This is a genomic window from Polaromonas sp. P1_F4 (assembly GCF_056405675.1).
In genome coordinates, this window is sequence record NZ_JBFUBP010000001.1 from 847,483 (window position 1) to 872,575 (window position 25,093).

A 25,093-nucleotide genomic window follows, 5' to 3' on the forward strand; every position below is an offset into this window, starting at 1 on the left:
TAGGCCTGTCCCTGGCGCCGTAGCAATCCGAGAGACGCAGGACTAACCCCATGACCAAGATGAAGAAACCTGAAGATGCGCCCGGTGCATTTCAAGACGCCTGGAATAGCCACGACATGACGGCTCTCGGTGAGCTATTCGATCAGGACGCAACGTTCGTGAATCGCTTCGGACACTATGTTCGGGGCGTTGAAGAGATCGTGGCACTGCACGTTCCCATTCACGAAACAATCTATCGCGACTCCACGCTGCAGAACGAGCTCATCGATGTCGCCCATATTGCAGACGGGGCGGCGGTCATCCATTTCTGGAGCCGCCTGGCTGCCGGCGCCAGCCACCCGGCCGGGCCCCACGTGGTCGATACGCTGATCCTCGCGGTGCTGACGAGGCAGAGCGACATCTGGCGCATTCGGGCGCTCGAAAACGTGACCCTTGTGAACCCGCGGACCGGTGAGGCGATATTGCGCGGCTAGCGCGGGCTTGACTTGACAGTGCGTCGTCTGTCGGTCGAGTCCTGTGCTATTAAAAGAGTAGCTGCTCGCGCAGGCCCTTATTGGCTTGCGGGCTAATTTCGTTCTGAAAAGACGGCAAAATCGGCCTTCAGGCGTTCCCCTGAGGCCCAAAAGCAGTCCAAAAGCGCCTAAAACAACTCCCGGGGAGGCAAAATACACATTATTCAGGTGCAAAAAGTAGCTGTTGGCCAATAGGGGCGGGCGCAAGAAGCTATTAAAACAATAGCAAATTCCGGTGTACCAAGGGCATCGTCAGCCTCCTGAAAGCCCGTTATCCATAATTAAGAATTCAGTTTCGCGGGTTTTCCAGCGTTTCTGGCCTTGAGACAACAACCCATCCGGAGACAACGCCGTGTTCAAGTCACTTCTGCTCACCAGGTCCGACGCCGGCTTTTCAGCGGCCGTCACCGACACCGACGAGGCCCAGCTTCCGGCGGGCGACGTGCTGGCGCAGGTCGAGTACTCCACCCTCAACTACAAGGACGGTCTGGCCATTACCAACAAGGGGCCGGTGGTGCGCAGCTGGCCCATGGTGGCGGGCATTGACGGCGCGGGCACGGTGCTGGAATCGAGCCACGCTGGCTGGAAAGCCGGCGACCGCTTTGTGCACAACGGCTGGGGCCTGGGTGAAACGCGCTGGGGCCTGATGGCCGAGCGGGCGCGCCTGCAGGGCGACTGGCTGGTGAAGTTGCCGGCAGCCTTCACCACCCGCCAGGCCATGGCGATTGGCACCGCGGGCTACACCGCCATGCTGAGCGTGCTGGCGCTGGAGCAGCATGGCGTGAAGCCCGGCGACGGCGAGGTGCTGGTGACGGGCGCGACCGGTGGCGTGGGCAGCGTGGCTGTCGCGCTGTTGGCCAAGCTGGGCTACACCGTGGTGGCCGCCACCGGCAAGGCCAGCGAGGAAGCTTATTTGAAGCAGCTGGGTGCCCGCAGCATCATTGACCGGGCCGAGCTGTCTGCGCCCGGCAAGCCGCTGCAAAAGGAACGCTGGGCGGGCGTGGTGGACGCGGTGGGCTCGCACACGCTGGCCAACGCCTGCGCGCAAACGCGCTACGGCGGCGTGGTCACGGCCTGCGGGCTCGCGCAGGGCGCGGATTTCCCCGCGACGGTGATGCCGTTTATCTTGCGCAGCGTGACCCTGGCGGGCATCGACAGCGTGATGGCGCCTCTTGCCAAGCGCCAGCAGGCCTGGGACCGGTTGGCAAAAGACCTGGACACTGCCAGGCTCGAGGCCATGGTGGAAGAGATTCCGATGGCGAAAGCGGCAGAAAAAGCCGCCGACTTGATGTCGGGCAAGGTGCGCGGCCGCATTGTCGTCAAGATATAAACAAAGCGACCGAGAAAACAAGAACGGAGACGAGACATGACGAGCTACGCAGACTTCTACCGCCAGTCCATAGACCAGCCCGAGGCCTTCTGGACCGAGCAGGCCCAACTGATCGACTGGCACAAGCCCTTCACCCGCGTCTGCAACGACGACAATCCGCCGTTTGCCCAGTGGTTTGAGGGCGGGCAAACCAACCTGTGCCATAACGCGGTAGACCGGCACCTGAAAGACCGGCCAGACCAGCCCGCGCTGATCTATGTCTCCAGCGAAACCGGCGTTGAAAAAACCTACACCTTCACCGAGCTGCACGCCGAAGTGCAGCGCATGGCCGCCAGCCTGCTGGCCATGGGTGTGGTCAAGGGTGACCGCGTGCTCATCTACATGCCCATGATTGCCGAGGCCGCCTTTGCCATGCTGGCCTGCGCGCGCATAGGCGCCATTCACTGCGTGGTGTTTGGCGGCTTTGCCAGTGGCTCACTGGCTTCACGCATTGACGACGCCACGCCGCGCGTCATCATCAGCGCCGACGCCGGCTCGCGCGGCGGCAAGGTAGTGGCGTACAAGCCCTTGCTCGATGAAGCCATCCGCCTGTCGAAACACCAGCCCGAAGCCGTGCTGCTGGTAGACCGCGGCCTGGCACCCATGCCCATCGTGCCCGGGCGCGATTTGCATTGGGAAACCCTGCGCGCCAAGTACATGCACGCGCTGGTGCACTGCGTGTGGCTGGACTCCGCCGCCATCAGCTACACCATCTACACCAGCGGAACCACCGGCAAGCCCAAGGGCGTGCAGCGCGACACCGGCGGTTATGCCGTGGCGCTGGCCGCCAGCATGAAGCACATCTTTGACGGCCGCGCCGGCGAAACCTATTTCTCGACCAGCGACATCGGCTGGGTCGTGGGCCACAGCTACATCGTCTACGGCCCGCTGATTGCCGGCATGGCCACCATCATGTATGAAGGCCTGCCCACGCAGGGCATGGACAAGCAACCCAACGGCGCTATCTGGTGGAGCCTGGTAGAGAAGTACAAAGTGACCGGCATGTTCAGCGCGCCCACCGCGGTACGCGTACTCAAAAAGCAGGACCCGGCCCTGCTGAAAAAACACGACCTCTCCAGCCTGCGCGCCTTCTTCCTGGCCGGCGAACCGCTCGATGAGCCGACAGCCCGCTGGATCAGCGAAGGCCTGAACGTGCCCATCATCGACAACTACTGGCAGACCGAATCGGGCTGGCCCATCATCACGATTGCCAACGGCGTCGAAAAGAAGGCCAGCAAGTTCGGCAGCCCCGGCGTGCCTATGTACGGCTACAAGGTGAAAATCCTGCACGAGTCCACCGGCGAAGAGCTGACAAAACCCAACGAAAAAGGCGTGGTCGTTATTGAAGGCCCGACGCCGCCCGGCTTCATGCAAACCATCTGGAAGGATGACGCGCGCTTCGTCAACACCTACTGGAAGAGCGTGCCCGGCAAGATGGTTTATTCGACCTTTGACTGGGGCATACGCGACGAAGAAGGTTACTACTTCATCTTGGGCCGCACCGACGACGTGATCAACGTCGCCGGCCACCGCCTGGGCACACGCGAGATTGAAGAAAGCATTTCAGGCCATGCCGGTGTCGCCGAGGTGGCGGTGATCGGCGTGGCCGATCAGCTCAAAGGCCAGGTCGCCATGGCCTTTGCCGTGCCCAAGGACTCGAGTGTGCTGGCCGACAAGGTGGCGGGCATGAAGCTGGAAGGCGAGATCATGAAACGCGTGGATGGCGATCTGGGTGCGGTGGCCCGCCCATCGCGCGTGCACTTTKTGTCGGCGCTTCCCAAGACCCGCAGCGGCAAGATGCTGCGCCGCGCGATTCAGGCCGTGTGCGAGGGCAGGGACCCTGGGGATTTGACAACGATGGATGACCCGGCGGCGCTGCAGCAGATTCGGGATCGGGTGGCTGGGTAGGTCGCCCCCACGTAGGACCGTGCGTCACAAAATCATCGGATACGCTTATGCGGGCGCTTCACAATTTCGTATCCCGCAGGCTGAATATCGCTTCGAAGTGAAGGTCTTTGCAGCGCCCGGCCAGTTGCGATAGCACAGCTTCGCCCAGGGCCGAGCGCGCCCTGGGATGCGTGATAAGTATGCGAATCCCCAGATCGGCTCTTGCGTGAGGAAAAACTTTGCCGAGCTCTGCGCTATGCACCCATTCCGAATAGGCATTGAGTTTGCGGATGGCGCGTGGTTTGGTCAGGCCGTCTTCCAGTGGCCGGTCAATGACCAGAAGCAGCGTAATGGTGCCGGATTTGTCATCTACCTGAATGCCGTCCAGCTGGCTTATGTCGTTGACTCCCAAGCCAGCCGCAGGCGCGAATTTTGCGCAAAGAAGCAGCAGGCTGATAAAAGAAATACGCCAAAACAGAGATCGCATAAGGGATTGGTAATTCGCAGTTTTAACTTTGGCAGAGACGTGAAGGGCGTTGCTAGTCCGGTAAGGCAAGCGCCATACCTTCCATCATGCCTTTTGCTTCTGGCTCCAGGGATTCTGTCCAGACGCGATTCCCGTTGGTAGCGGTGGGGCGGTTAGCGGCCTCCTGGATAAGAGCACCGACTAAACCAAAAAACTGACCAAAGCCACCACTTGGCTGTGAAAACGTCGCGAGTAGATAGAAAAAACGCCGTTCGTCTGCCTGCACGCTGATCTCGGTAATGCGCTCCTGACCTGCGGGGGTGGCGGCGGTGAGCCGCCGGGCACCGGGCGCGACGCCGATGGCTGTATAGCTATTCGGTGGCATGGTGGCCACTTTGACGCCATCCACCAGCACGGTCACTGTCTCCATATCTCCGGAAATTCTCACCAGATACAGCAGCGCTTGCCCTGGCATGGGGTCTTGCAACTGTATTTTTTTTGGCTGCGGTGTGGCCGTAGCTGCGGGGGGATTGGCCCAGGCGCAGACACTCGCAAGCAAAAGTATCCCTGACAGTGCACGTCGGATCATCTTGGCCTTCAAGTTCAGGTGAATCGAGCTGTAGCGGCTAGCGTAGCGTTGCTGATTCTAGAGGGTCGGGCGAACGAAAATGCCTCGGAGGGCTGAGTGTTGACGCTTGTGCCAGGGTCTCGGCTTAAGGAGACTTTTCGACACTTGTTTGATTTCAAGTTAATCCGCAGCCAACAATGGACGATCCGGCTGCGTTGCAGCAGATTCGGGATCGGGTGGCGGGGTAAAACTTAAAGGGATCGCACCTTTTTGCCGGTCACCGTGCTGAGGTTGGCTGCAGCGATGGCGGCATCTACCTGATCTCTGGTGTTTCCTATCATGACCGATGTGTGCGTATCGAGGTTCAGGCGTACCGTCCATGACTCTCGCCTGTTTCTGCTTTCCTCGATGTGCTTGATATCTATCGACTCAATGGCCTGTATGTGCGCCAGCAATCGGGAGCCAGACATCACTGTGCCATGGCTGTTGTTCACTACGATTTCACGGCGATTGCCTCTCAAAATGAGCTGAATCCGGTTTTGCTCAACGATCTCGATGGTGTTGGAAAAGCCGATCGCTCGGCCTGCTTCCAGCAGGAGGTCCTGGATGAAATCCCGAAGAAGGAAGAGTTTGTTACTCACTGAGTGGGTTGCCGCTGGAGATGGATGCTTCTGTCGCAGGCCTGCCAAACGGTGTACCGTTGAAGGTATAGGTGCAACACCGGCAAAGTGGAGCCATCCTTTCAGGCCCGAGATTGGGATTGACTACCACCAGAAGCCCTTGTTCGTTCACGTACAAGCCGCTGAAGTAGCTGGCTTCACCCACGCGAACAAGGTCCTTCTTCTCGTGTTCATGAAGGGCTACGAGCCAGAAAATCGGCTCGGGTTTGTCTAACCGGTTGACCGCTTCGCCATACACGGAGTTCCAGTCGGTACTGACTTTTGACAGAAGAAACATGAAAAGCGGTGTGTAGTCAAGGCCGCGTTGCCGTTTGCCATTCATGGAGGTGCGCGTCGCCTCAGATTGCACTTCTTTTTTGGTATTTCTCTTGTGGCGAAACTCACCCCCACCCCCCGAGTGACGCATGCCACGGGCCGTCCTGTTCTCTTTGCGAAATAACGGTTCTTTTTGCATTCTTTTGAAGTGGGTGTGAGGTCTGTTGCCGCAGATGGAAACGAAAGTGCGCGCATCGGAATCCGCCATTTTATGAGCCGCCCCCGGCAATGTCTCATCTTGAGAAAAAGTGTTGAGACTTTGTTTCAGCCAAGGGTTTCTACCCGGATACCCCTCAAGGCGCAGTCGTAGCATGAGTCCCGCAAGGCCTTCGGGTAGTAGCTGACTTTTGGGGGCCTGCCCGATCCTGTGATGACAGCGATTCAACAAAAGGGGACCCCACATGACAACAAAACTCAACGTGAACGGCAAGGCCGTTTCCGTCAATGCAGAACCCGACACACCCCTCTTGTGGGTGATACGCGATGAGCTGGGCATGACCGGCACCAAGTTTGGCTGCGGCGCTGCGCTATGCGGCGCATGCACCGTGCACCTCAACGGCAAGCCGGTGCGGTCGTGTCAGACACCGCTGTCTGCTGCCGCGGGCCAGAAGGTGGCCACGATTGAGAGCCTTTCCCGCAACAACACACACCCGCTGCAGGTGGCGTGGATCAAGCATGACGTGCCGCAGTGCGGCTACTGTCAGTCGGGCCAGCTGATGAGCGCAGCGGCCTTGCTCACGAGCAACAAGAACCCGAGCGACGCGGACATTGACGCGGCGATGAGCGGCAACATCTGCCGCTGCGGCACTTATCCGCGCATCAAGGCGGCGATCAAGGATGCTGCTTCCACCCTGCGTAAAGCCTGAGGAGAACGATCATGACTGCCAATACACTGGTCTCCCTCGATCGCCCTGATCGCCGTACCTTTCTCAAAGCCTCATCAGCCGTCACGGGCGGGTTGATGATGGGCGTCACGCTGGGCCTGCCGCTGGCAACCCAGGCGGCGGGCACCCTCTACACCCCCAATGCATGGGTGCACATTGCCGACGACAACACCATCACCTTGTTGTCGGCCCGCTCCGAGATGGGGCAGGGCGTGTACACCTCCATGCCCATGCTGATTGCTGAAGAACTCAATGTCGATTTGCGCAAGATCAAGGTCGCAATTGCGCCTCCGGGCAAGGTCTACACCAATGCGCTGCTGGGCGCGCAGATCACCGGCGGCTCGACTTCGGTGCGCGACGGCTGGGAGAAGCTGCGCATCGCCGGCGCGCAGGTGCGCACCATGCTGGTGTCGGCGGCAGCTGCCAAATGGAATGTCGATGCCTCGACGCTCAAGGCCGAGAACGGCATGGTGATTGGCCCCAATGGCAAGAAGGCGACTTATGGTTCGCTGGCCGAGGCGGCATCGAAGCTGCCGGTGCCGGAGAATGTGGCGCTGAAAGACCCGAAAGACTTCACCGTCATCGGCAAGCCCACCAAGCGGCTGGATACGCCGATGAAGGTCAACGGCACGGCCGAATTCGGCATCGACGTGAAGCTGCCCGGCATGGTCTACGCCAGCCTGCAGCAATGCCCGGTGATTGGCGGCAAGGTCTTGAGCTTTGACGCCGCCAAGGCCAAGGCCATGCCGGGCGTGATCGACGTGGTGCAGATTCCCGACGGCGTGGCCGTGGTAGCTGACAGCTACTGGCATGCCTACAAGGCGCGGCAGGCGCTGACGGTGCAGTGGGACGAAGGCCCGGTCGCGGCCATCAGCAACGCGAGCATGCTGGACGGCATACGCAAGGCGGCGGACAGCGGCAAGGTGATACCCATCATTGCGCCCAAGGGTGATACGGCGGGCGCCATGAAGGGCGCGGCCAAGACGGTGAAGGCCGAGTACGTGTCGCCGCTGCTGGCGCATGCCACGCTGGAGCCGATGAACTTCACAGCGGATTACAAGAACGGCAAGATTCTGCTGATCGGCCCCACGCAGTTCCAGCAGGGCGCGGAGGGCAGTGTGGCCGCGGCGCTGGGCATCAAGCCTGAAGACATCACGCTGAAGACGACCTTTCTGGGCGGCGGCTTTGGCCGGCGGCTGGAGCTGGACTTCATCGTGCAGGCGGCGCAAATCTCCAAGGCCGTGGGCAAGCCCGTCAAGCTGCTGTGGAGCCGCGAGGACGACACCACGCACGACTTCTACCGGCCCATGGCGGTGAACCAGCTCTCGGCCGGGCTGGGGGCCGACGGAAAGCCCGTGGCGTTCAACTTCAAGGTGACCTCGCAGTCCATCACGCAGCGCGCCTTTGGCCTGCCCAAGGACACGCTGGACCCTTTCATGGCCGAAGCCGGCGTGGTGCCTTACGACATCCCGAACACGCAGTACGACCTGGTGATCCACGACAGCGGGCTGCGTGTGGGCTACTGGCGCTCGGTGAGCCATGCGCTCAATGCCTTTGCCAATGAAAGCTTTGTGGACGAAATGGCGCTGGCGGCCGGCAAAGACCCGTATGCCTACCGGATGTCTCTGCTGGAAAAGCAGCCGCGCTTTGCCAATGTGCTGAAGATGGCGGCCGACAAGGCCGGCTGGGGCACACCGCCGCCGGCAGGCCGCAGCCGCGGCATCGCGCTGATGGAAGGCTACGACACCTACATGGCACAGGTGGCCGAGGTGTCGGTGAAGGACAACCAGATCACGGTGCACAAGGTGACGGTGGTGGCCGACCTGGGACGCATGGTCAACCCCGACACGGTGCAGGCGCAAATCCAGTCGAGTGTGGTGTTTGGCCTGTCGGCTGCGCTGAACAACCAGATCACGCTGGACAAGGGCCGGGTGCAGCAGACCAACTTTGGCGACTACCCGGTGCTGCGCATGCATGAATCGCCGGTGATGGACATCACCTTGGTGCCCAGTACCGAAAAGCCCGGCGGCATTGGTGAGCCGGCCACGGCGCTGGTAGCGCCGGCGGTGGCCAACGCGGTGTTTGCTGCCACTGGCAAACGCGTGCGTACGTTGCCGCTGAATGACAACCTGGCCAAGGCCTGAGGCCGCAGGGCTTTGTGGCCAGGCCGAGGCGGAAATAACGGCGGGCTGCTAGCATTTGATGCATGGATAACATCGACCTCGAAGTTCTGAAGACCTCATCGCAGTGGCTGGCCGCGGGCCTGCGCTGCGAACTGGTGACTGTGCTCAAGACCTGGGGTTCCAGCCCGCGGCCCGAAGGCTCCATGCTGGCCATCTGTGAAGACGGCCGCGTCGTGGGTTCGGTGTCGGGTGGCTGTATTGAAGACGACATGATTGACCGGGCCCGCCGCGAAGGCCTCAGCCAGACCAGGCCGGCCATCGTCACTTATGGCGTTTCAGCCGACGAAGCGCGCCGCTTTGGCCTGCCTTGCGGCGGCACCATTGAGCTGGCCATTGAGCCTTTGACAAAGGAAAGCCGCATCGACGAGCTGCTGCAGCGCCTGCAGGCCGGTGAGCTGGTGGCGCGCCGACTTGATCTGCACACGGGCGCCGTCACGCTCAGCACCGCCCAGCCCAGCCAGGGCATGCAGGTGTCTGAAGCCGCGCTGGTGACCTTGCACGGCCCGCGCTGGCGACTGCTGATCATCGGTGCTGGGCAGTTGTCGCGTTTTGTGGCGCAGATTGCGCAGGGCATGGACTACGCCGTGACGGTGTGCGACCCGCGCGAGGAATACCGTGACAGCTGGCAGGTAGAAGGCGTGGAGCTGGCCACCGGCATGCCCGACGACGTGGTGCAGGAAATGAAGCTGGACGCGCGCTGCGCGGTGATTGCGTTGACGCACGACCCCAAGCTGGACGACCTGGCGCTGATGGAGGCTTTGCGCTCGGAGGCGTTCTACGTCGGCGCCATCGGCTCCCGGCTGAACAACCAGCGCCGCCGTGAAAGGCTGGCCGAGCACTTCGACATGACGGCCGAAGAGCTAGGCAAGCTGCACGGCCCGATCGGTATCTACATCGGCAGCAAGACGCCGCCCGAGATTGCGATTTCCATCCTGGCCGAACTGACAGCGGTGAAGAACGGCGTGGTGTCTGGCCAGGCGGCCAATGTCGCGGCCGCCAAGAGCCAGCTTGGTTTGCCGCCTACAGGTGAAGTCTGTGCCGTCACGCCGTGACTCTTGCACCGTGAGTTCGGCGCGTTAAAGCAGAATTTTCAGGCGTTAAATCGGGCTCTAGCCCAATAAGGACGGGCGCAAGCAGCTATTTTATTGATAGCAGCGATCAAGCCTTGGCGGAGGAAGCAGGGTTCACATCGAAAGCTGCTGGCGGCAAACCAGTGTGTGAGCGCTCCACCATTTGGGTCCATGCCGCCTCCCGATCCCTTACGCGCGCAGTCATGTCGAACAAGGGTGCCGTTTGTCGTGCGGCATGCAGCTTGCCTCGAAGCTGCTGCAAGGCCTTGGGGTTACGGCCCAGGCGGACGGCCTCCGCAACATAAGCCTGCGGGCTTTTCAGAATGCATTCAGGCAGGCCGGCAGTGTGCAGAATGCTTGCGCCCATGCGTGCGGCCATGCTGCTGCCGGGGCAGGTGAGTGCGGGAACGCCCTGGCGCAGGGCTTCTTCCAGTCCGGGCGCGGCATTGAGGCGCAACGTGTCCAGGAAAAGGTCGGCACAGCCCAGGTGGGCGGGTATCTCGGGCCAGGCGGCAAGGGCTGAAAAGATCAGCCGCTGTGCGCCCACGCCCGCAGCCTGTGCTTCGCGCACGAGGTTGGCGGCGGCCCGGCTGCAAAAAGGCAGCCACAGCGCCGCGTCGGGCAGCGACCGCAGGATTTTCATCCAGCTGGCGAAGGTGGCTGCATCCAGCAGGGGCGGCAACAGGCATGAACACAGCACCAGGGCGTCCGCGGGCAACCCGGCTTTTTCGCGGGAAGGGGTTGTGGGCTCGGCATCCATGCCAAAGCTTCCCGGCCAGCAAGTTTGCGGCAGGCGGATGATGGGGCCGGCCCGATCTTCCACCTGCGGATGGATGAAGTGGTCGGAAAGGGTGTAGTCCCATGCGCCCGGTACATGATGGCTGTAAAGGCCGGGCTCGCGCAGCTGCACGGGCGCGACGCGCATCAAGGCGATTTCCTGCCGCGTCCAGGCCGGGTTCAAGGCCTGTTCAATGTAAATATCAAGCCTGTCCAGCCGGATGCGCCCCACCGCTTCGAGGTCGGTCATGTGCCCCAGTTCATTCACACTGGCCGCATGGCGGCGCAAAACCTCCAGGTGCTCCGGCTGCGGCCGTCCTGTGAAGGCGTAGACATGCATGGCAAAGCGGCCACTGTCGTGCAGCGCGAGTTGCTGCTCGAGCGCCCGCATGTGCCGGGGGTCGGCCAGGCTTTGCACGGCGAGGCCGACGTGGATGCGGCTGTCGCTCTGCAGGCGGCGTGTGCGCGAATCGGGCTTGAACGGCGGGCAGGGTTTGAGCCGGCTTTTTACGGCATCCAGGGTTTGCCGGCACATCTGCTGCAGTGCGTCTTCATCCATGGCGAGTGCCAAACCGTGGAAAGGCGCGTCGCCCCAGTCGCGGGGCTTTTGGGCGGCAAGGGATTCGGCCAGGGCTTTCTGCAGGATATCCGCGAGGCCGTGGTGATGCCGCCAATCGCCGATGGCGATATTGCGGAAGGCTTGCCGGGTGTGGATTTGCAGCGCGTCGTCCGCCACGTGGTCGGCGGCCTTGCCCTGGATGGTGCCCTCCAGCGCGCCGCCTTCTGCCGTTTCCAGTTTCAGCAGGAACTCACCCAGCAGCTTGCGGGTGTTGCCATCGAGGTCTTTCAGGGCGGCGTCGGTCTTTTCAAGCTCACCGGTGAAAGCCAGGAGCGCGATGTGCCGAAGCTTCAGCTCGGCATGTTCAGGAAACTGCACCAGGGCAAGCCTGGTGGCTTCCACGGCCTCGGCGTAGCGCCGCGCGCCTGAGAGGTATTCTGCGAGGTTGGCGTGGTAAGGCGGGTGGCCGGGCTGAAGATCAAGGCACTTGCGGGCCAGGTGAATGGCCAGGTCCCACTGCGATGAGCCGGCCGCCAGGATGGCGACGTTGTTCAGGGAACGCAGGTGGTCGGGGTTGAGTTCCAGGGCCCGTGCATAGGCCGCCTGGGCCTTTTCAAGATCGCCGCAACCCTCTGCTGCTATTGCGAGGTTGGCGGCGCCGTCGGCGTCCTGCAGCAGCGAGGCCTCAACGCCCAGCAGCGTGCGGTAGGCCGCCTGCGGACGATCCAGCACGCTGAGCAGGGTGGCGCAGGCGGATGCCGAATTGACATCCGTCGGCGAGAGGGCGTGCGCCTTTTCAAAAGCCGCAAGCGCCAGTTCGGGCTGGCCGGTGCTGTCTAGCTGGCTGCCTTGCGACATCCAGGCCTCGTGATCCGCCTCACCGATACCGGGGCGGGGGGTTTTATCCATCGCAACTGTGTCGCCGTCGTGCATGCAGGAATTATGTGGCACGGTGGGTTCGGGGATTCAGGCGGGCGCGGAGATAATCGCGGCTAATGACCCAAGGCCTGACTTCCACCGACCCCGGCGCGCTGCACCTGCTAGGCCGGTTCGGCGAGTTGTACACGGGCGCGGAGCGGGAACTGCTGGACCTCGCGCGGCTTCTGGCCGGCAGGCGCGCGGTCAAGCTGTGGTCCGATGTGCCGGTGCATCGAGGGTACGCCGCGGAAGGCATTACCGCCGTGCAGCCATTTGCGCACCAGTTTCCCAGGGAGGGCACGCTGCTGATAGGCGGCGTGCACCTGCAACCGGGCGTCTGGCTGAAATACACGCGATTCCAGCGCATCGTGCTTCTGCACAACATTTCCCACCAGGGGCAGCTGTTTGCCATTGTCGAAGGCGTGCGGGAATACACCGGCCTTGACCCGGAAATCGTTTCTGTGTCCGACTGGTTGCGCCGCACCGCGGCATTGACCGCGCGGGTCATTCCCAGCCTGCTCGACCTCACGCCTTTTGCAGAGGTTGCCGTTGAACGCTTTGCCCGATGGCCGCATGGTGGAGCCCAACCGCGGCCTTTCACGGTCGGGCGTGCCAGCCGTGATCTGCTGGAAAAGCACAACCCGCAGGACCTTTCGCTTTACCGCATGCTGGCCAGCCGCGGCATACGGGTCCGCATCATGGGAGGAACCTGCCTGGCACCGGGTCTGGCCGGAACCGAAGGTGTTGAATTGTTGCCTGCAGGGGCAGAGTCCGTGCCGGATTTTTACCGCTCGCTCGATGCGATGTTCTACCGCACCGGTAACTTTTTCGAGGCATACGGACGGGTGGTGCTGGAGGCCATGGGGGCCGGTTTGCCGGTAGTGGCCCACGTGAACGGTGGCTATGCCGAAGTCATCGAGCAGGGCGTCTCGGGGTTTTTGATCCGCTCGCAGGAGCAGGCTTTCGACGCCCTGATGTCGCTCAATGATTCGGTGGATTTAAGGCTTCAGCTGGGTATGGCAGCGCAGCAGCGGGCCAGCCAGATGCACGGCCCCGAGGCAACGGAGCGCGACCTGGCGTTCTATCTCAAGTGAACGGTGACCGGCCGCCCCCATCAGGGCGCGGCAAATGCTGCTGCGCCTGAATAGCGAATGTTTCCGTTGGTGCCGGTGTAAACCATGCCGGCACGGCTTGCATTCACCCCGGTGAAGAAACCGTCCACGGTGAAAACCGGTCCACCGTTGGAGTAGCTGAACTGCCCGCCTGCAACACTGATGTTGGATGCCGCAAAACCGCCAAGTGTCGTGACCACGCCCATGCTCAGCTTGGCCGTGCCGAAGTTGACGCTGAACGTTGCGGATGTCAGGGTTCCGGAGGCTACGGCCGCCTGTAGGGATGTGTCGTAGCCCGTGACTGGCGTCTGGCCGATCAGGTTGTAGCTGAGGGTGCCCGCTGTGGGCATGACGAGGGTAGGCTGGCCGACGATGTAGTGGAGATCGTTGATGTTCGTGGTACTTGGGTTGCGTGTGCCGGTGGTCCACGAGCCCCAGCCGATGAAGTCGCCCGCGTCGGTAGAGCCCGCCGAGCCTGCAAAGGCGTTGATGGTGGGGGTGAAATCCTTGCCATTGGCGCTGAGCGCGGTCAGTTTGCCGGTGTCAATGGTTGCGGAAGTGCCCGTGGCAACAGGCGAAATGGTAGAGGGGCCAAAATTGCCCTGCGAGTGGTAGGTTGCGGTTGACTTGAAATTTGTGAACGTGCCTGTGTTGACTGGCTTGACATCGGTCACAACCGCTTTATTGATGAGGATGGGCTCTATTGGAGGTTCGGGCGTGGGTATGGGCGGGCGTACATTCGTTCGTTTCGGCGTGTCTGCGTTGTTGACCACCCGGACAGACTCACCTGCCGTCAGCCCGACACATCCCCCCGCATTGCAGACCTCAATCGCATCCAGCTCGGTTGTCACGCTCAGCGAGCCGTCCGGGTTGTACCCTGCATTAAAGCCAGAGCCGCGGATACCAATGGTGGCCGTCGTGGTGGTGACACGGTAGTTTTCACGGTTGCGTTTGCCGATCAAGCCGGTGATGGCCCGCATGCTGCCGCGCAGCAGGTCGACCAGGAAGCGGTCTTCCTTCGGGTCGGCCTTGTCCACATAGTTGGCGACCTTGAACTCCGTTCCCGGCTGCAGCGAAACGACACCGCCATCGGAGAACTTCACCTGGGCGCGGCCATCGAGGCCGGTGATGATGGCCTGGCCACTTTCGATGTCCTTGCCTTTGACCAGCGCGTCGGTCTTGCCGTCCGTGCGCCGCAAACTGACTTCGCCGGTGGTGAACTGGGCCACGCCCGCGGAAGGCGCTGCCAGGGCCTGCAGTGGGTAAATGGCGGCCAGCGCAATAACCAGGGCGGTGTGTTGGAGCTTGATGTGCGGGGTCATGGTGGTTCTCCGAGTATTCAATTAATGCGGACTGGGCGGCGCGCGGCGTTAAAAGGGGTGGCCTTGGTCACTGGGGTGGTCTCAGGACCAGGGTGGTCTGCTGGAAAACGGCCGCACCGGAAACCTGGCCCGCATTGGGGCCCGCGCCGGTAACCGACGAGGCGCTATAAACCAATGCGGCGCGGCTGGCCTCGTTGCCGGTGAAGAAGCCAGTGACATTCGCTCCTGAGGAGTTCGTGATCTTGGCGTTGTTGATGTCGATGCTGCTGCTGACGCCATAGTCATTTCCGCCAAAGCGCGTGGTGAGGTCCACGCTGCCATAGCCTTGTCCGACGCCAAAATTGGCGACCAGCGAACCGCTGACAAGCTGACCCGCGCCCAGCAGGCTGGAGAACGCAGTGCCACCGGCGAACTGGTAAGTGCCCTGCATATTGTCGGCCGGCATCTGGGCCGTCGGCGTCGGCCGGCCCATTACAAAGTGAACGGATTCAATCGCGCTGGGCGAGCCCCCCACGAACTTTTGCCCCGTCACCCAGCTGCCCCAGCCGACGAAGTCGGGATCGGACGGCGCACCCAGCGCGCCTTTTTCCATCGTGGCGAGGCCGGGCGTGCTGCGGAACTGGGTCCGGACGTTGCGGCTGTCAACACTGTCGAAGTCGATGGGTTTGCCGCTGAGGAAGCTGGTCAGCACAGCGGTGCCGGCCTCGGGGTAGTAGCTTTCGACCACCGGGTTGGCCGCGCTGTCGGTGAACGCAATCGCGGCGGCCAGGTCGGTGAACACCTGTTTGACGGGTGTGGTGGGGACAATGGCGGGCTTGCCATCGGACGTGGTCTGGTTGCCCGCAACGACCACTTCCTGGACGGGCGGCGGTGTCGGCACGTTGGCCCGCGTATTGGTGCGAACTGGCGCCTCGGAGCTATTAATGACCCGCACCGACTCGCCGGCCGTCAGGCCGACGCAGCCACCGGCGTTGCAGACCTCGATGGCGTCCAGTTCCGTCGTGATGCCCAGTGATCCGTCCGGGTTGTAGCCCACGCTGAAGCCGGAACCGCGTATGCCTATGGTGGCCGTGGTGGTCGTGACTTTGTAGTTCTCGCGGTTGCGCTTGCCGATCAGGCCGGTGATGGCCCGCATGCTGCCGCGCAACAGGTCGACCAGGAAACGGTCCTGCTTGGGGTCAGCCTCGTTGACATAGTTGGCGATTTTGAACTCGGTATTGGGCTGCAGTGACACCAGGCCGCCATCCGAAAACCGGACCTGGGCGCGGCCCGCGGCACTCGTCAGTATGGATTCGCCGCTTTCAAGCCGTTTACCCTTGGCCAGTGCCTCGGTTTTGCCATTCGCGCGCAGCACGTTGACGTCGCCGGCGATGAACTGGGCCACGCCGGCCGAGTCGGCGGCGAACGATTGCACGGGGAAGGCCGCCGCAATCACGACCGACAGGGCGGCGTGTTTGAGAGAGCGTTCCCGGATGGTTTTCATGGGGTGTCTGGCGGGGCGTGTTCAGTCGGCACGGCAGGTTTAGAAGTCGCGGCGCACGGTCACGGAGAAAAGGCTGCGGTTGTAGTCGGAAATGGCAATGTTCGACTTGACGGAGGTCAGTGACAACTGCGGCGTCACGCGCCAGAGCTTGGCGGGCACCCAGTTGAGGCCAAGGTTCAGGTTGAGCTGCCTGTCGCTGCGGGTGACCAGGAACAGCGGATCGGTGCCGCCGTATTTGCGGTCTTCATAACTGATATTGCCAAAAAAGGCGAGGTCGTCCCTGATGGATTTCTGTGTACCCAACCGGATGCCGAACAGGTGGTGGCCCATGTGCGGAACGCCGCTGGCTTTTTCCTTCTCGGCACCCACATAAATGCCCCCGAAGACCAGCAAACCGTCGCGGAATGCATGGGCGTAGGACGTACCCAGCACGGTTCGGTCCGCATCACGAAGCGATTGACCCGGATAGCTCAACTCGCCCCATTGCAGGTAAGTGCTCCACTGGCGGAAGCCGTCGATGCGGTAGGTCCATTCGCCGACCAGGCCTTGCTGGTCGCGCGCGCGGGATCCGGCGACGGTATAGCTGCCGGCCTGCACGACACCGGTGAATTCGTGCTTTTCGTAGCGGTAGCTGGCACCGGCGTTGACATCAACCTGACCGGTGTTGAAGTCGTTGTACTTGGCATTGATGCGCGAATTCCCGCTGGCGTTCGCGATCAACGACCAGCGCGGGTCGACGACGTAACGGGCTGACAGCCCGCCGCCCAGGGTCATGAAGGCATCTTTGGTCTCAACACCCGAAGCATTGAGGGTGAAAATTGCGCCGCCAAAAAGCGGAACCGCGACATTGGGATTGCCGGGGCCGCTGTTGACGTTGGTGTCGTAGCCGACGCTGGCTTCCAGGTACGGTTTGACGGACGAGCGGGCGGCTTCTTCCGTGCGATCAATAGCTTGCAGGAATTGGTCGATGGTGGCGGCGGCCTCCGCCGGGATGTTGTCTTGTTTGGCTTCCAGTAACACCTTGCGCGAGCCGGCGTTGTCCCCGACGGCAAACAGTGCCCGTCCAAGCTCTGCACGCGCACGGGAGTTGGCCGGTTGCACCGCCAGCACGCGTTCGAGCGCAAATATGGCGCGGGTGAATTGCCCTGTGTCGTTGGCGGCGATACCCAGCACCGTGTCGAAGTCGGGGTCGCCTGCGCGTGCGGTTTCCTGGGGCTCAAGCAGGTCGAAGGCTTTTTGTGCCTGGCTCTGGTCGAGCAGCGTACGCGCCTGACTGACCAGTGCATCGACTTCCGCATGCGCCGCGGTGGCCATCATGACGGCGAGAAGGATGCCGGTACTTTTGAAGATGAAGGTTTTTTTTGAAGACATAAGTATTGGGTTTTACGCGTCACGGGTAACAACTCGTAAGTAACAAAAGTTTTATATCACGATGAGGGGTCTTTCAACGCTTTATTACACCTTTGCCGGACTGCTCAAGTGCATGGAGGCAACACCTTTTTAGCGTTTGGCGGGTTGGTTGGTGATATTTACCTGTTCGCCTTGCTGGCCTAGGGTATTTACGGGTTTTTTGGGACGGCTTCACGCTTAATATCAGCAATCACTTATATTAAGCATAAATCGCTATGAACGAGATGATCCAGACCAGTGCGCAAGTCGAGAGGGGCCGTGTGTTTGAACTGGCGGCCGAGTTGTTCGCTGTGCTCGCGACGCCGATGCGCCTGCGCGTCTTGAGCGCCCTGTGCGAGCGTGAAAAGTCCGTGAACGAGTTGCTGGCGGAGATTGACACCACCCAGCCCAATCTTTCCCAACATCTGGCCGTGCTGTACCGCACCGGTGTGCTGGCCAAGCGCAAGGAAGGCACCCAGGTGATTTACCGCGTTCAGAGCGAAAAAGCCGTGGCGCTGTGCCGCAGTGTCTGCACCCAGATCGCCATTGAGCTGGATGAGCCGGGCGGATTGTCGGCGGCCGAAAGCCTGTCTCCGCGGTCCGCATCCCACGACGCCTGAACTGAAAGAACGCCTTTTATGCTGAGCCGTTTTCTACAGCGCGCGCCGGAGAATTTCCTCTCAGGGGCGCAAATAGCGGATGTGCGCGCCGGGCGCCGCGGTTTTCTGGCCGGCGCGTTTGCGGCTGCGTCAGCCGGCCTGGTGGCGGTGGGCCAGGCACGGGCAGCGACTCCGGAAGGCGATGCCAATATCCTGAACCTTCCCGCCCACAGCAAGGGCCTGGGCCAGCCCGTGGCGGCCCGTGGTTACGGACTGCCCAGCGAATGGGAAAAAAACCTGCAGCGCCGCGAGAGCCCGGGCCTCACGCGCATCGGCCAGGCCAGCGTGAGCTTTTGCCCCTTGCAGGGCCTCTTTGGCATCATCACCCCCAGCGGCCTGCACTTTGAGCGCCACCACCAGGGCTGGTGGGACATCGACCCTTCGAAACACCGGCTGATGGTCAATGGCTCCGATGACGCCATGCTCAAGCGCCCCATGGTTTTCAGCATGGATGAGCTGATGCGCCTGCCGAACGTCAGCCGCATGCACTTCATCGAATGCGGCGCCAACACCGGCATGGAGTGGGGCAACTCGGCGGTGCCAACAGTGCAGTACACCCACGGCATGCTGAGCTGCAGCGAATTCACCGGCGTGCCGCTGCGGACCCTGCTGGAGCTGTGCGGCGCCGACCTCAAGCGCGCGAAGTTCATCCTGGCCGAGGGGGCCGACGGCTCGGGCATGACCCGCACCATCCCCATGAGCCTGGTGATGAGCGGCGAAGTGCTGGTGGCCTATGGCCAGAATGGCGAAATGCTGCGCCCTGAAAACGGCTACCCGTTGCGGCTCATCGTGCCGGGCGTGCAGGGCGTGAGCTGGATCAAATACCTGCGGCGTATCGAGGTGGGCGACATGCCTTATGGCGCCAAGGATGAGACGATCCATTACGTCGACCTGCAGCCCAGCGGCCTGCACCGGCAATACACCAGCATCCAGGAAGTCAAAAGTGTGGTGACCTCGCCCAGCGGCGGGCAGGTGCTGCTGCAAAAGGGCTTTCACAACGTCACGGGCCTGGCCTGGAGCGGCCGGGGCAAGATCAAACGCGTGGATGTCTCCGTGGATGGTGGGCGCAACTGGGCGCCGGCGCGTCTGGAAGGGCCGGTGCTGGCCAAATGCCTGACGCGTTTTAATGCCGATTTTGTGTGGAACGGCAAACCAGCCATTTTCCAGAGCCGTGCCGTTGATGAAACCGGCCAGATCCAGCCGACGTACAACGAACTGCGCAAAGTGCGCGCGTCCCGCAGCATTTATCACAACAACGCCATCCAGTCGTGGTCGCTGGAAGAAAACGGCGAGGTGAAAAATGTTCAGATCTAGGGCTTTGTCCGTTTCTCATGGCGTCCGCGTTGCGATGGGCTCGCTGCTGCTGGCGGGTGTTACCCAATGGGCTGCGGCTGCTGACAAGCCGGCGGCGCTCTCCGGCATCGGCCGCACGGCGACGCAGGCGGAGGTCAAGGCCTGGGACATCGATGTGCGGCCCGACTTCAAGGGCCTGCCCAAAGGGCAGGGCTCGGTGCGGCAGGGCGAGGTGATCTGGGAGGCGCAATGTGCGTCCTGCCACGGCAGTTTTGCCGAGTCATCCGAAGTGTTCACGCCGATTGCCGGCGGCGTCACGGCCGACGACATCAAGAATGGCCGCGTGGACGGCCTGATGCCTGGCTCCAACCAGCCGAACCGCACTACGCTGATGAAAGTCTCCACGCTGTCGACGCTTTGGGACTACATTAACCGCGCCATGCCCTGGAACGCCCCGAAAACATTGACGGCCGACGAGGTTTATGCCGTCACTGCCTACATCCTGAACCTGGGCAATATCCTGCCCGACAACTTCACCTTGTCGGACGCGAACATCCGCGAGGTGCAGGCACGCCTGCCCAACCGCAACGGCATGACGACGTCGCACGCGATGTGGCCGGGCAAGGAGCTGGGCGGCACGGCGCGCTCCGATGTCCAGGGCTCGCCATGCATGAAAAATTGCGCTGGTGAAGTGGTGGTCAAAAGCTTTTTGCCAGACTACGCGCGCAACGCCCATGGCAACCTGGCCGAGCAGTCGCGGTTGGTGGGTGCCAGCCGGGGTGTGGACACCACCCGGCCGCCGATGGCCGGAATATTTGAATCAAATACGGCTCCAGACCAGGCAGGACGAGCGCAAGCAGCTCCTGAAAAGATAGCAAACTCCACGCCGGTTGTTGCCGTGCAGCCGCCAGCTGCCGGTAAAACCGCTGCGCCCGGCGTTGCGTCCGTCATGCCGTTGCTGCAAAAAAATACCTGCACCGCCTGCCATGGCATGGACAGCAAGCTGGTCGGGCCATCCTTCAAGGATATAGCCAACAAATATAAAGACCGCGCCGACGCGACGGTTTACCTCTCGGGCAAAATCAAGGCCGGAGGGCAGGGTGTCTGGGGCGCAATCCCCATGCCACCGCAGGCGCTGAGTGCGGCGGAGTCGGCGCAGATTTCCCACTGGCTGGCTCAGGGCGCGTCAAAATGAGGCGCATGGAAATTGACGATGTCGAGACAGCCGGCTTTAACTTTTTCACAGCGTGGTCGGGATAAGTACCGTTTCACGGCTTGACGTTTTTGTGTCCAATCGTTGTTAGTTTTTCAGACATTAAAGTTATATAAAAAAGGAGTTCACCATGGAACGTCGTGATTTTCTGGCCAGCAGTTCTGGCGCCACTGCGCTGGTGCTGGCAGCGGCCACCGGCCTGAACCCGGCCCATGCGCAAAACGCGCCGGGCTGGAACAAGGCCGCTTTTGACAGCAAGTCCCTGGCTGATGCCGCCAAGGCCATGGGCGCGACCAGCGCTCCGGTCGAAAGCAAGGACCTGCTGCTGCAGGCGCCCGAAATTGCCGAGAACGGCAATGTGGTGCGTGTCGGCGCGCAAAGCAACATTGCCAACACCACCCAAATTGCGCTCGTTGTCGAAAAGAACCCCAGCGCGCTGGCTGCCATGTTCGAGATCCCCGCCGGCACCGACGCCAACGTCTCGACCAACATCAAGATGGGCCAGTCATCCAATGTTTACGCGCTGGCGAAGGCCGGTGACAAGTACTTTTATGCGGTCAAGGAAGTGAAGGTCACGCTCGGAGGCTGCGGCGGTTAAGCCGCTCGCACCCGATCACCACCTCAACCCTTGAAATCAGGAGAAAAAAATGTCAGAACCGATGCGAATCCGGGCACAGGCCCAAGGCGATAAAACCACCGTGCGCGTGCTGGTGAGTCACGAAATGGAAAGCGGTCAGCGCAAGGACGCGGCCGGCAAGACCGTCCCGGCCTGGTTTATCCAGAACATCAGCGCCACCTGGAACGGCAAGACCGTGATGAGCGCGCAGTGGGGCACGGCCGTGTCCAAGAACCCTTTTGTGCAGTTCAGCTTCAAGGGCGGCAAGGCCGGCGACAAGATCGCGGTCAGCTGGGTCGACAACCACGGCGACAAGCGCACCGACGAAGCCGTTGTTGCCTGAATCCCGGCCGTTTTCCCGATGCGGCACATTGGCTGCCCCACAACGATATTTGAGGAGTCCACGATGAAGTTGAGCCTGTTTGGGCTGGCGGCCCTGGCCGCCATGGCCACCTTGTCATTGCCTGCGGCGGCGCAGAAGAGCACTGCTGAAGGTATTGCCGAATACCGCGCCATGCTGGCTGACGGCAACCCGGCCGAGCTGTACGAAGCCCGTGGCGAGGCACTCTGGAAACAGGCGCGCGGCCCCAAAAATGCCTCGCTTGAAAAATGCGACCTGGGCAAGGGCCCGGGCGTGGTGAAGGGGGCGTTTGTCGAGCTGCCGCGCTTCTTTGCCGATACCCAGCGGGTGCAGGACATGGAGTCGCGCCTGCTGACCTGTATGGAGCAGCTGCAGGGTTTTAATGCTGCCGAGATCGCCAAAACTCCTTTCGGCGCGGGCGAGCAGAAGTCCATCGAGTCGTTGGTGGCCTATATCTCGGGTGAATCGCGCGATATGACCTTTAACGTGCCGCAGTCGCACGCCAAGGAAAAGCTGATGTACGAAGTCGGCAAGAAAGTGTTTTACCTGCGCGGCGGGCCTTACGACTTTTCCTGCGCCTCCTGCCATGGTGAAGACAACAAGCGTGTCCGCCTGCAGGATTTGCCCAACCTCACCAAACAGCCCGGCGCCGGCAACGGCTTCGGCGCCTGGCCGGCCTACCGTGTCTCCAGCGGCGACCTGTGGAGCATGCAGCGCCGCCTGAACGACTGCTATCGCCAGCAACGTTTCCCCTTCCCGGGGTACGCCTCTGACGCCACCATCGCCTTGGGCGTGTACATGGGCGTCAACAGCAAGGGCGGCGCCTCCATTGCGCCGGCCCTCAAACGCTAATCCGGCAGGAGAGAACTGATGAACACGATTTACACCAAAGCCGCCCTGTCCAGCGTTTGCCTGGCGCTGACTGCCTTTTTACTGTCCAGCTGCGCCGTTGCGCCCACGGCGCAACAGGTCGACGAAGCCACCCAGCAGGTGCTGAAAAGCTCCTTCCGTGAGCAGGGCATCGCGAAGATGGACCGCCTGACGCTGGATGCGTCCAACCAGGCCTGCTCGGAAGCCGCCGGCAAGCCGCTGGAGGAAAAAGCAGCCAAAGCCATTGAAGAAGCCAACCTCAAAACCGTGAAACTGCCTTCCGATGGCAAGTACCTCGGCAGCTGGAGCGAAGGCGAAAAAATTGCGCAGAACGGCCGCGGCCTGACCTGGAGCGACAAGCCCGGCGAAGCCAATGGCGGCAGCTGCTACAACTGCCACCAGATCAGCAAGGCCGAGCTGTCTTTCGGCTCCATCGGCCCCAGTCTTTACAACTACGGCAAGCTGCGTGGCGTGAGCAACCCGGCTTCGCCCGAGAGCAAGCCCATCGTGGAGTACACCTGGGGCAAGCTGTGGAACGCCAAGGCTTACAACGCGTGCTCCGACATGCCGCGGTTTGGCCATGCCGCCATCCTGAACGAGCAGCAGATCCGCGACGTGATGGCGCTGCTGCTGGACCCGAACTCGCCCATCAACAAATAATTTGAGTATTTTCGGCCTCCAGGCCAATAACGACGGACGCAAGCAGCTCCTGCATTAATAGCAACCTGAGAGAGTGCCTGGCACACCGGGCAGGATGACCAACGCCATGAACCTGTCCCGTCGAGAGTTTGCAAGTGTCATGGCCGCTGCGCTGGCTGCCGGTTTCCCTTTGCGCGAGGCCGGCGCCGCCCAGGCTGCAAGCCTGTACGAGCTGCCGCGCACCGGCAATGTGCATCTGCTGCACATGACCGATTGCCATGCCCAGCTGCTGCCGATCTATTTCCGCGAACCCTCCGTCAACCTGGGTGTGGGGGCGATGCGCGGGCAGGCGCCGCACCTGGTGGGCGAACATCTGCTCAAGGCTGCCAGCCTGAAGTCGGGTACGCCCGAGGCGCATGCGCTGACCTTCCTGAACTTTGAGCGGGCGGCGCGCCAGTACGGCAAGGTGGGCGGCTTTGCACACCTTGCAACGCTGGTAAAGCAACTGAAGGCTGGCCGGCCGGGTGCCTTACTGCTCGACGGCGGTGACACCTGGCAGGGCAGCGCCACGGCGCTCTGGACACAGGGCCAGGACATGGTGGATGCAGCCAGGTTGCTGGGCGTGGATGTGATGACGGGCCATTGGGACTTCACCTATGGCGAAGAGCGCATCAAAAAAATCGTCGAGCAGGACTTTGCCGGCAAGGTTGACTTTATTGCGCAAAACGTCAAAACCAGCGACTTTGGCGACCCGGTGTTCAAGCCCTACGTCATCAAGGAAATGAATGGCGTGCCTGTTGCCATCGTCGGCCAGGCTTTTCCCTACACACCGATTGCCAATCCTGGCTGGCTCACACCGAACTGGACTTTCGGCATCCGCGAAAGCGAAATGCAGGAAACGGTGAATGAGGCGCGTGCCAAAGGAGCGCAAGCCGTGGTGCTGCTCAGCCACAACGGCATGGATGTGGACCTGAAGATGGCCTCGCGCGTCACGGGAATCGACGCCATTCTGGGCGGCCACACTCATGACGGCGTGCCGGTGCCTGTTATCGTCAAAAACCCCGGCGGCCAGACCATCGTGACCAACGCGGGCAGCAACGGCAAGTTTTTGGGCGTGCTGGACCTCGACGTCAAGGACGGCAAGGTGGCCGGCTTTAAATATCGCTTGCTGCCGGTGTTTGCCAACTTTTTGCCTGCGGACGTGGCCATGAACGAGCTGATCAGCAAGGTGAGGGCACCTTACACGGCCAAGCTGGGTGAAAAACTGGCGGTAACGGAAGGCACGCTATACCGCCGCGGCAACTTCAACGGCAGCTTTGACCAGCTGATCCTGGACGCGCTGATGAATGTGCGCGGCGCCGAGATCGCGTTTTCACCCGGATTCCGCTGGGGAACCTCTCTGCTGCCCGGCCAGGCCATCACGCGCGAGCACGTGATGGACCAGACTGCGATCACGTATCCCTGGACCACGCTGACGGACATGCGCGGCGACATGATCAAGACCATCCTGGAGGACGTGGGCGACAACCTGTTCAACCCCGATCCGTATTACCAGCAGGGCGGCGACATGGTGCGTGTGGGCGGTTTGACCTACACCTGCGAGCCCGGCGTCAAAATGGGTGAACGCATCCAGGACATGCGTCTGGGCGGCAAGCCCATCGAAGCCGGCAAGACTTACAAGGTGGCCGGCTGGGCACCGGTGGCCGAGGCCAGCAAAAATGCCGGCCCCCCGGTCTGGGAGGTGGTGGAAAGCTATCTGAAGGCCAAAAAGGTCATTCAACCTGTCAAACCCAACACCCCGCGGCTTGTGGGCGTGGCCGGCAACCCGGGTCTTGCCGCCTGACTTTCCGCCCCCAAATGCAGCAGTAGCTTCGAAGCATGTGAGAGCATGTAAGAGGTATGTGGGAGCGTTGGGCGTGCGTAGAAGCGATGGCCTTTTCGGGTATGG

22 protein-coding genes and 1 pseudogene are annotated in these 25,093 nt (G+C 61.8%); 15 read left to right on the forward strand and 8 right to left on the reverse strand.

The features are described 5' to 3' along the window. Nucleotides 1-50 precede the first annotated feature (50 nt). From AC1DYQ_RS03985 to AC1DYQ_RS03995, 3 genes and pseudogenes are all read left to right on the forward strand, one after another. On the forward strand, nucleotides 51-473 hold the full coding sequence (locus AC1DYQ_RS03985) for an SgcJ/EcaC family oxidoreductase (protein WP_477685664.1): 423 nt from the start codon (nucleotides 51-53) through the stop codon (nucleotides 471-473). A 391-nt stretch (nucleotides 474-864) separates the two neighbouring features. Further along, on the forward strand, nucleotides 865-1,842 hold the full coding sequence (acuI, locus tag AC1DYQ_RS03990) for an acrylyl-CoA reductase (NADPH) (RefSeq protein ID WP_477685665.1): 978 nt from the start codon (nucleotides 865-867) through the stop codon (nucleotides 1,840-1,842). Between the two features lie 30 nt (nucleotides 1,843-1,872). Next, nucleotides 1,873-3,789 (forward strand): annotated as a pseudogene (locus AC1DYQ_RS03995) (propionate--CoA ligase); the annotation flags it as partial. A gap of 58 nt (nucleotides 3,790-3,847) precedes the next feature. Here the strand turns inward: AC1DYQ_RS03995 and AC1DYQ_RS04000 are convergent. The 4 genes from AC1DYQ_RS04000 to AC1DYQ_RS04015 all read right to left on the reverse strand — a co-directional run bounded on the left by AC1DYQ_RS04000 (nucleotide 3,848) and on the right by AC1DYQ_RS04015 (nucleotide 6,110). After that, on the reverse strand, nucleotides 3,848-4,255 hold the full coding sequence (locus AC1DYQ_RS04000; RefSeq protein WP_477685666.1) for a hypothetical protein: 408 nt from the start codon (nucleotides 4,253-4,255) through the stop codon (nucleotides 3,848-3,850). A 52-nt stretch (nucleotides 4,256-4,307) separates the two neighbouring features. Beyond that, on the reverse strand, nucleotides 4,308-4,709 hold the full coding sequence (locus AC1DYQ_RS04005; protein WP_477685667.1) for a hypothetical protein: 402 nt from the start codon (nucleotides 4,707-4,709) through the stop codon (nucleotides 4,308-4,310). A 344-nt stretch (nucleotides 4,710-5,053) separates the two neighbouring features. Further along, the gene (locus tag AC1DYQ_RS04010) at nucleotides 5,054-5,443 is read right to left on the reverse strand and encodes a hypothetical protein (RefSeq protein ID WP_477685668.1); all 390 of its coding nucleotides are present in this window, start codon (nucleotides 5,441-5,443) and stop codon (nucleotides 5,054-5,056) included. Next, entirely contained in the window at nucleotides 5,436-6,110 is a 675-nt protein-coding gene (locus AC1DYQ_RS04015; RefSeq protein WP_477685669.1) for a hypothetical protein, read from the reverse strand. The genes AC1DYQ_RS04010 and AC1DYQ_RS04015 overlap by 8 nt, the downstream gene beginning before the upstream one ends. An 88-nt stretch (nucleotides 6,111-6,198) precedes the next feature. Here AC1DYQ_RS04015 and AC1DYQ_RS04020 point away from each other — a divergent pair, with 88 nt between their 5' ends. From AC1DYQ_RS04020 to AC1DYQ_RS04030, 3 genes are all read left to right on the forward strand, one after another. Then, complete coding sequence (locus AC1DYQ_RS04020) at nucleotides 6,199-6,663, forward strand: (2Fe-2S)-binding protein (RefSeq protein ID WP_457280640.1); 465 nt, start codon at nucleotides 6,199-6,201, stop codon at nucleotides 6,661-6,663. A gap of 11 nt (nucleotides 6,664-6,674) precedes the next feature. Beyond that, nucleotides 6,675-8,825 carry a xanthine dehydrogenase family protein molybdopterin-binding subunit gene (locus tag AC1DYQ_RS04025; protein WP_477685670.1) on the forward strand — a complete coding sequence of 717 codons (2,151 nt, stop codon included), beginning with the start codon at nucleotides 6,675-6,677 and terminating at the stop codon, nucleotides 8,823-8,825. 62 nt (nucleotides 8,826-8,887) lie between these two features. Continuing rightward, nucleotides 8,888-9,916 (forward strand): XdhC family protein, encoded by a 1,029-nt coding sequence (locus AC1DYQ_RS04030; protein WP_477685671.1) that lies wholly within the window; start codon nucleotides 8,888-8,890, stop codon nucleotides 9,914-9,916. A gap of 106 nt (nucleotides 9,917-10,022) precedes the next feature. On the opposite strand, the gene AC1DYQ_RS04035 is transcribed toward AC1DYQ_RS04030, so the two are convergent. After that, nucleotides 10,023-12,179, reverse strand: coding sequence for an O-linked N-acetylglucosamine transferase family protein (locus AC1DYQ_RS04035; protein ID WP_477685672.1), 2,157 nt, complete (start codon nucleotides 12,177-12,179; stop codon nucleotides 10,023-10,025). 86 nt (nucleotides 12,180-12,265) lie between these two features. Here AC1DYQ_RS04035 and AC1DYQ_RS04040 point away from each other — a divergent pair, with 86 nt between their 5' ends. Further along, complete coding sequence (locus AC1DYQ_RS04040) at nucleotides 12,266-13,282, forward strand: glycosyltransferase (RefSeq protein WP_477685673.1); 1,017 nt, start codon at nucleotides 12,266-12,268, stop codon at nucleotides 13,280-13,282. A 20-nt stretch (nucleotides 13,283-13,302) separates the two neighbouring features. On the opposite strand, the gene AC1DYQ_RS04045 is transcribed toward AC1DYQ_RS04040, so the two are convergent. The 3 genes from AC1DYQ_RS04045 to AC1DYQ_RS04055 all read right to left on the reverse strand — a co-directional run bounded on the left by AC1DYQ_RS04045 (nucleotide 13,303) and on the right by AC1DYQ_RS04055 (nucleotide 17,476). Further along, complete coding sequence (locus AC1DYQ_RS04045) at nucleotides 13,303-14,622, reverse strand: FecR family protein (RefSeq protein ID WP_477685674.1); 1,320 nt, start codon at nucleotides 14,620-14,622, stop codon at nucleotides 13,303-13,305. A 67-nt stretch (nucleotides 14,623-14,689) separates the two neighbouring features. Continuing rightward, nucleotides 14,690-16,105, reverse strand: coding sequence for a FecR family protein (locus AC1DYQ_RS04050; protein ID WP_477685675.1), 1,416 nt, complete (start codon nucleotides 16,103-16,105; stop codon nucleotides 14,690-14,692). Between the two features lie 39 nt (nucleotides 16,106-16,144). Continuing rightward, entirely contained in the window at nucleotides 16,145-17,476 is a 1,332-nt protein-coding gene (locus AC1DYQ_RS04055) for a surface lipoprotein assembly modifier (RefSeq protein ID WP_477685676.1), read from the reverse strand. Between the two features lie 254 nt (nucleotides 17,477-17,730). Here AC1DYQ_RS04055 and AC1DYQ_RS04060 point away from each other — a divergent pair, with 254 nt between their 5' ends. The 8 genes from AC1DYQ_RS04060 to soxB all read left to right on the forward strand — a co-directional run bounded on the left by AC1DYQ_RS04060 (nucleotide 17,731) and on the right by soxB (nucleotide 24,988). Then, nucleotides 17,731-18,114, forward strand: a complete 384-nt coding sequence (locus AC1DYQ_RS04060) for an ArsR/SmtB family transcription factor (RefSeq protein WP_477685677.1) — start codon at nucleotides 17,731-17,733, stop codon at nucleotides 18,112-18,114. 18 nt (nucleotides 18,115-18,132) lie between these two features. Beyond that, a complete protein-coding gene (gene soxC, locus AC1DYQ_RS04065; protein WP_477685678.1) occupies nucleotides 18,133-19,467 on the forward strand; it encodes a sulfite dehydrogenase in 1,335 nt (444 codons plus the stop codon). Between the two features lie 34 nt (nucleotides 19,468-19,501). Then, on the forward strand, nucleotides 19,502-20,641 hold the full coding sequence (locus AC1DYQ_RS04070; protein ID WP_477685863.1) for a c-type cytochrome: 1,140 nt from the start codon (nucleotides 19,502-19,504) through the stop codon (nucleotides 20,639-20,641). Between the two features lie 148 nt (nucleotides 20,642-20,789). After that, nucleotides 20,790-21,257, forward strand: coding sequence for a thiosulfate oxidation carrier protein SoxY (gene soxY, locus AC1DYQ_RS04075; RefSeq protein WP_477651150.1), 468 nt, complete (start codon nucleotides 20,790-20,792; stop codon nucleotides 21,255-21,257). A 49-nt stretch (nucleotides 21,258-21,306) separates the two neighbouring features. Then, nucleotides 21,307-21,618, forward strand: coding sequence for a thiosulfate oxidation carrier complex protein SoxZ (soxZ, locus tag AC1DYQ_RS04080; protein ID WP_477685679.1), 312 nt, complete (start codon nucleotides 21,307-21,309; stop codon nucleotides 21,616-21,618). A 63-nt stretch (nucleotides 21,619-21,681) separates the two neighbouring features. Continuing rightward, nucleotides 21,682-22,488, forward strand: a complete 807-nt coding sequence (gene soxA, locus AC1DYQ_RS04085; RefSeq protein WP_477685680.1) for a sulfur oxidation c-type cytochrome SoxA — start codon at nucleotides 21,682-21,684, stop codon at nucleotides 22,486-22,488. A gap of 18 nt (nucleotides 22,489-22,506) precedes the next feature. Beyond that, nucleotides 22,507-23,166, forward strand: a complete 660-nt coding sequence (gene soxX / locus AC1DYQ_RS04090; RefSeq protein ID WP_477685681.1) for a sulfur oxidation c-type cytochrome SoxX — start codon at nucleotides 22,507-22,509, stop codon at nucleotides 23,164-23,166. Between the two features lie 106 nt (nucleotides 23,167-23,272). Beyond that, a complete protein-coding gene (soxB, locus tag AC1DYQ_RS04095) occupies nucleotides 23,273-24,988 on the forward strand; it encodes a thiosulfohydrolase SoxB (protein WP_477685682.1) in 1,716 nt (571 codons plus the stop codon). Nucleotides 24,989-25,093 lie beyond the last annotated feature (105 nt).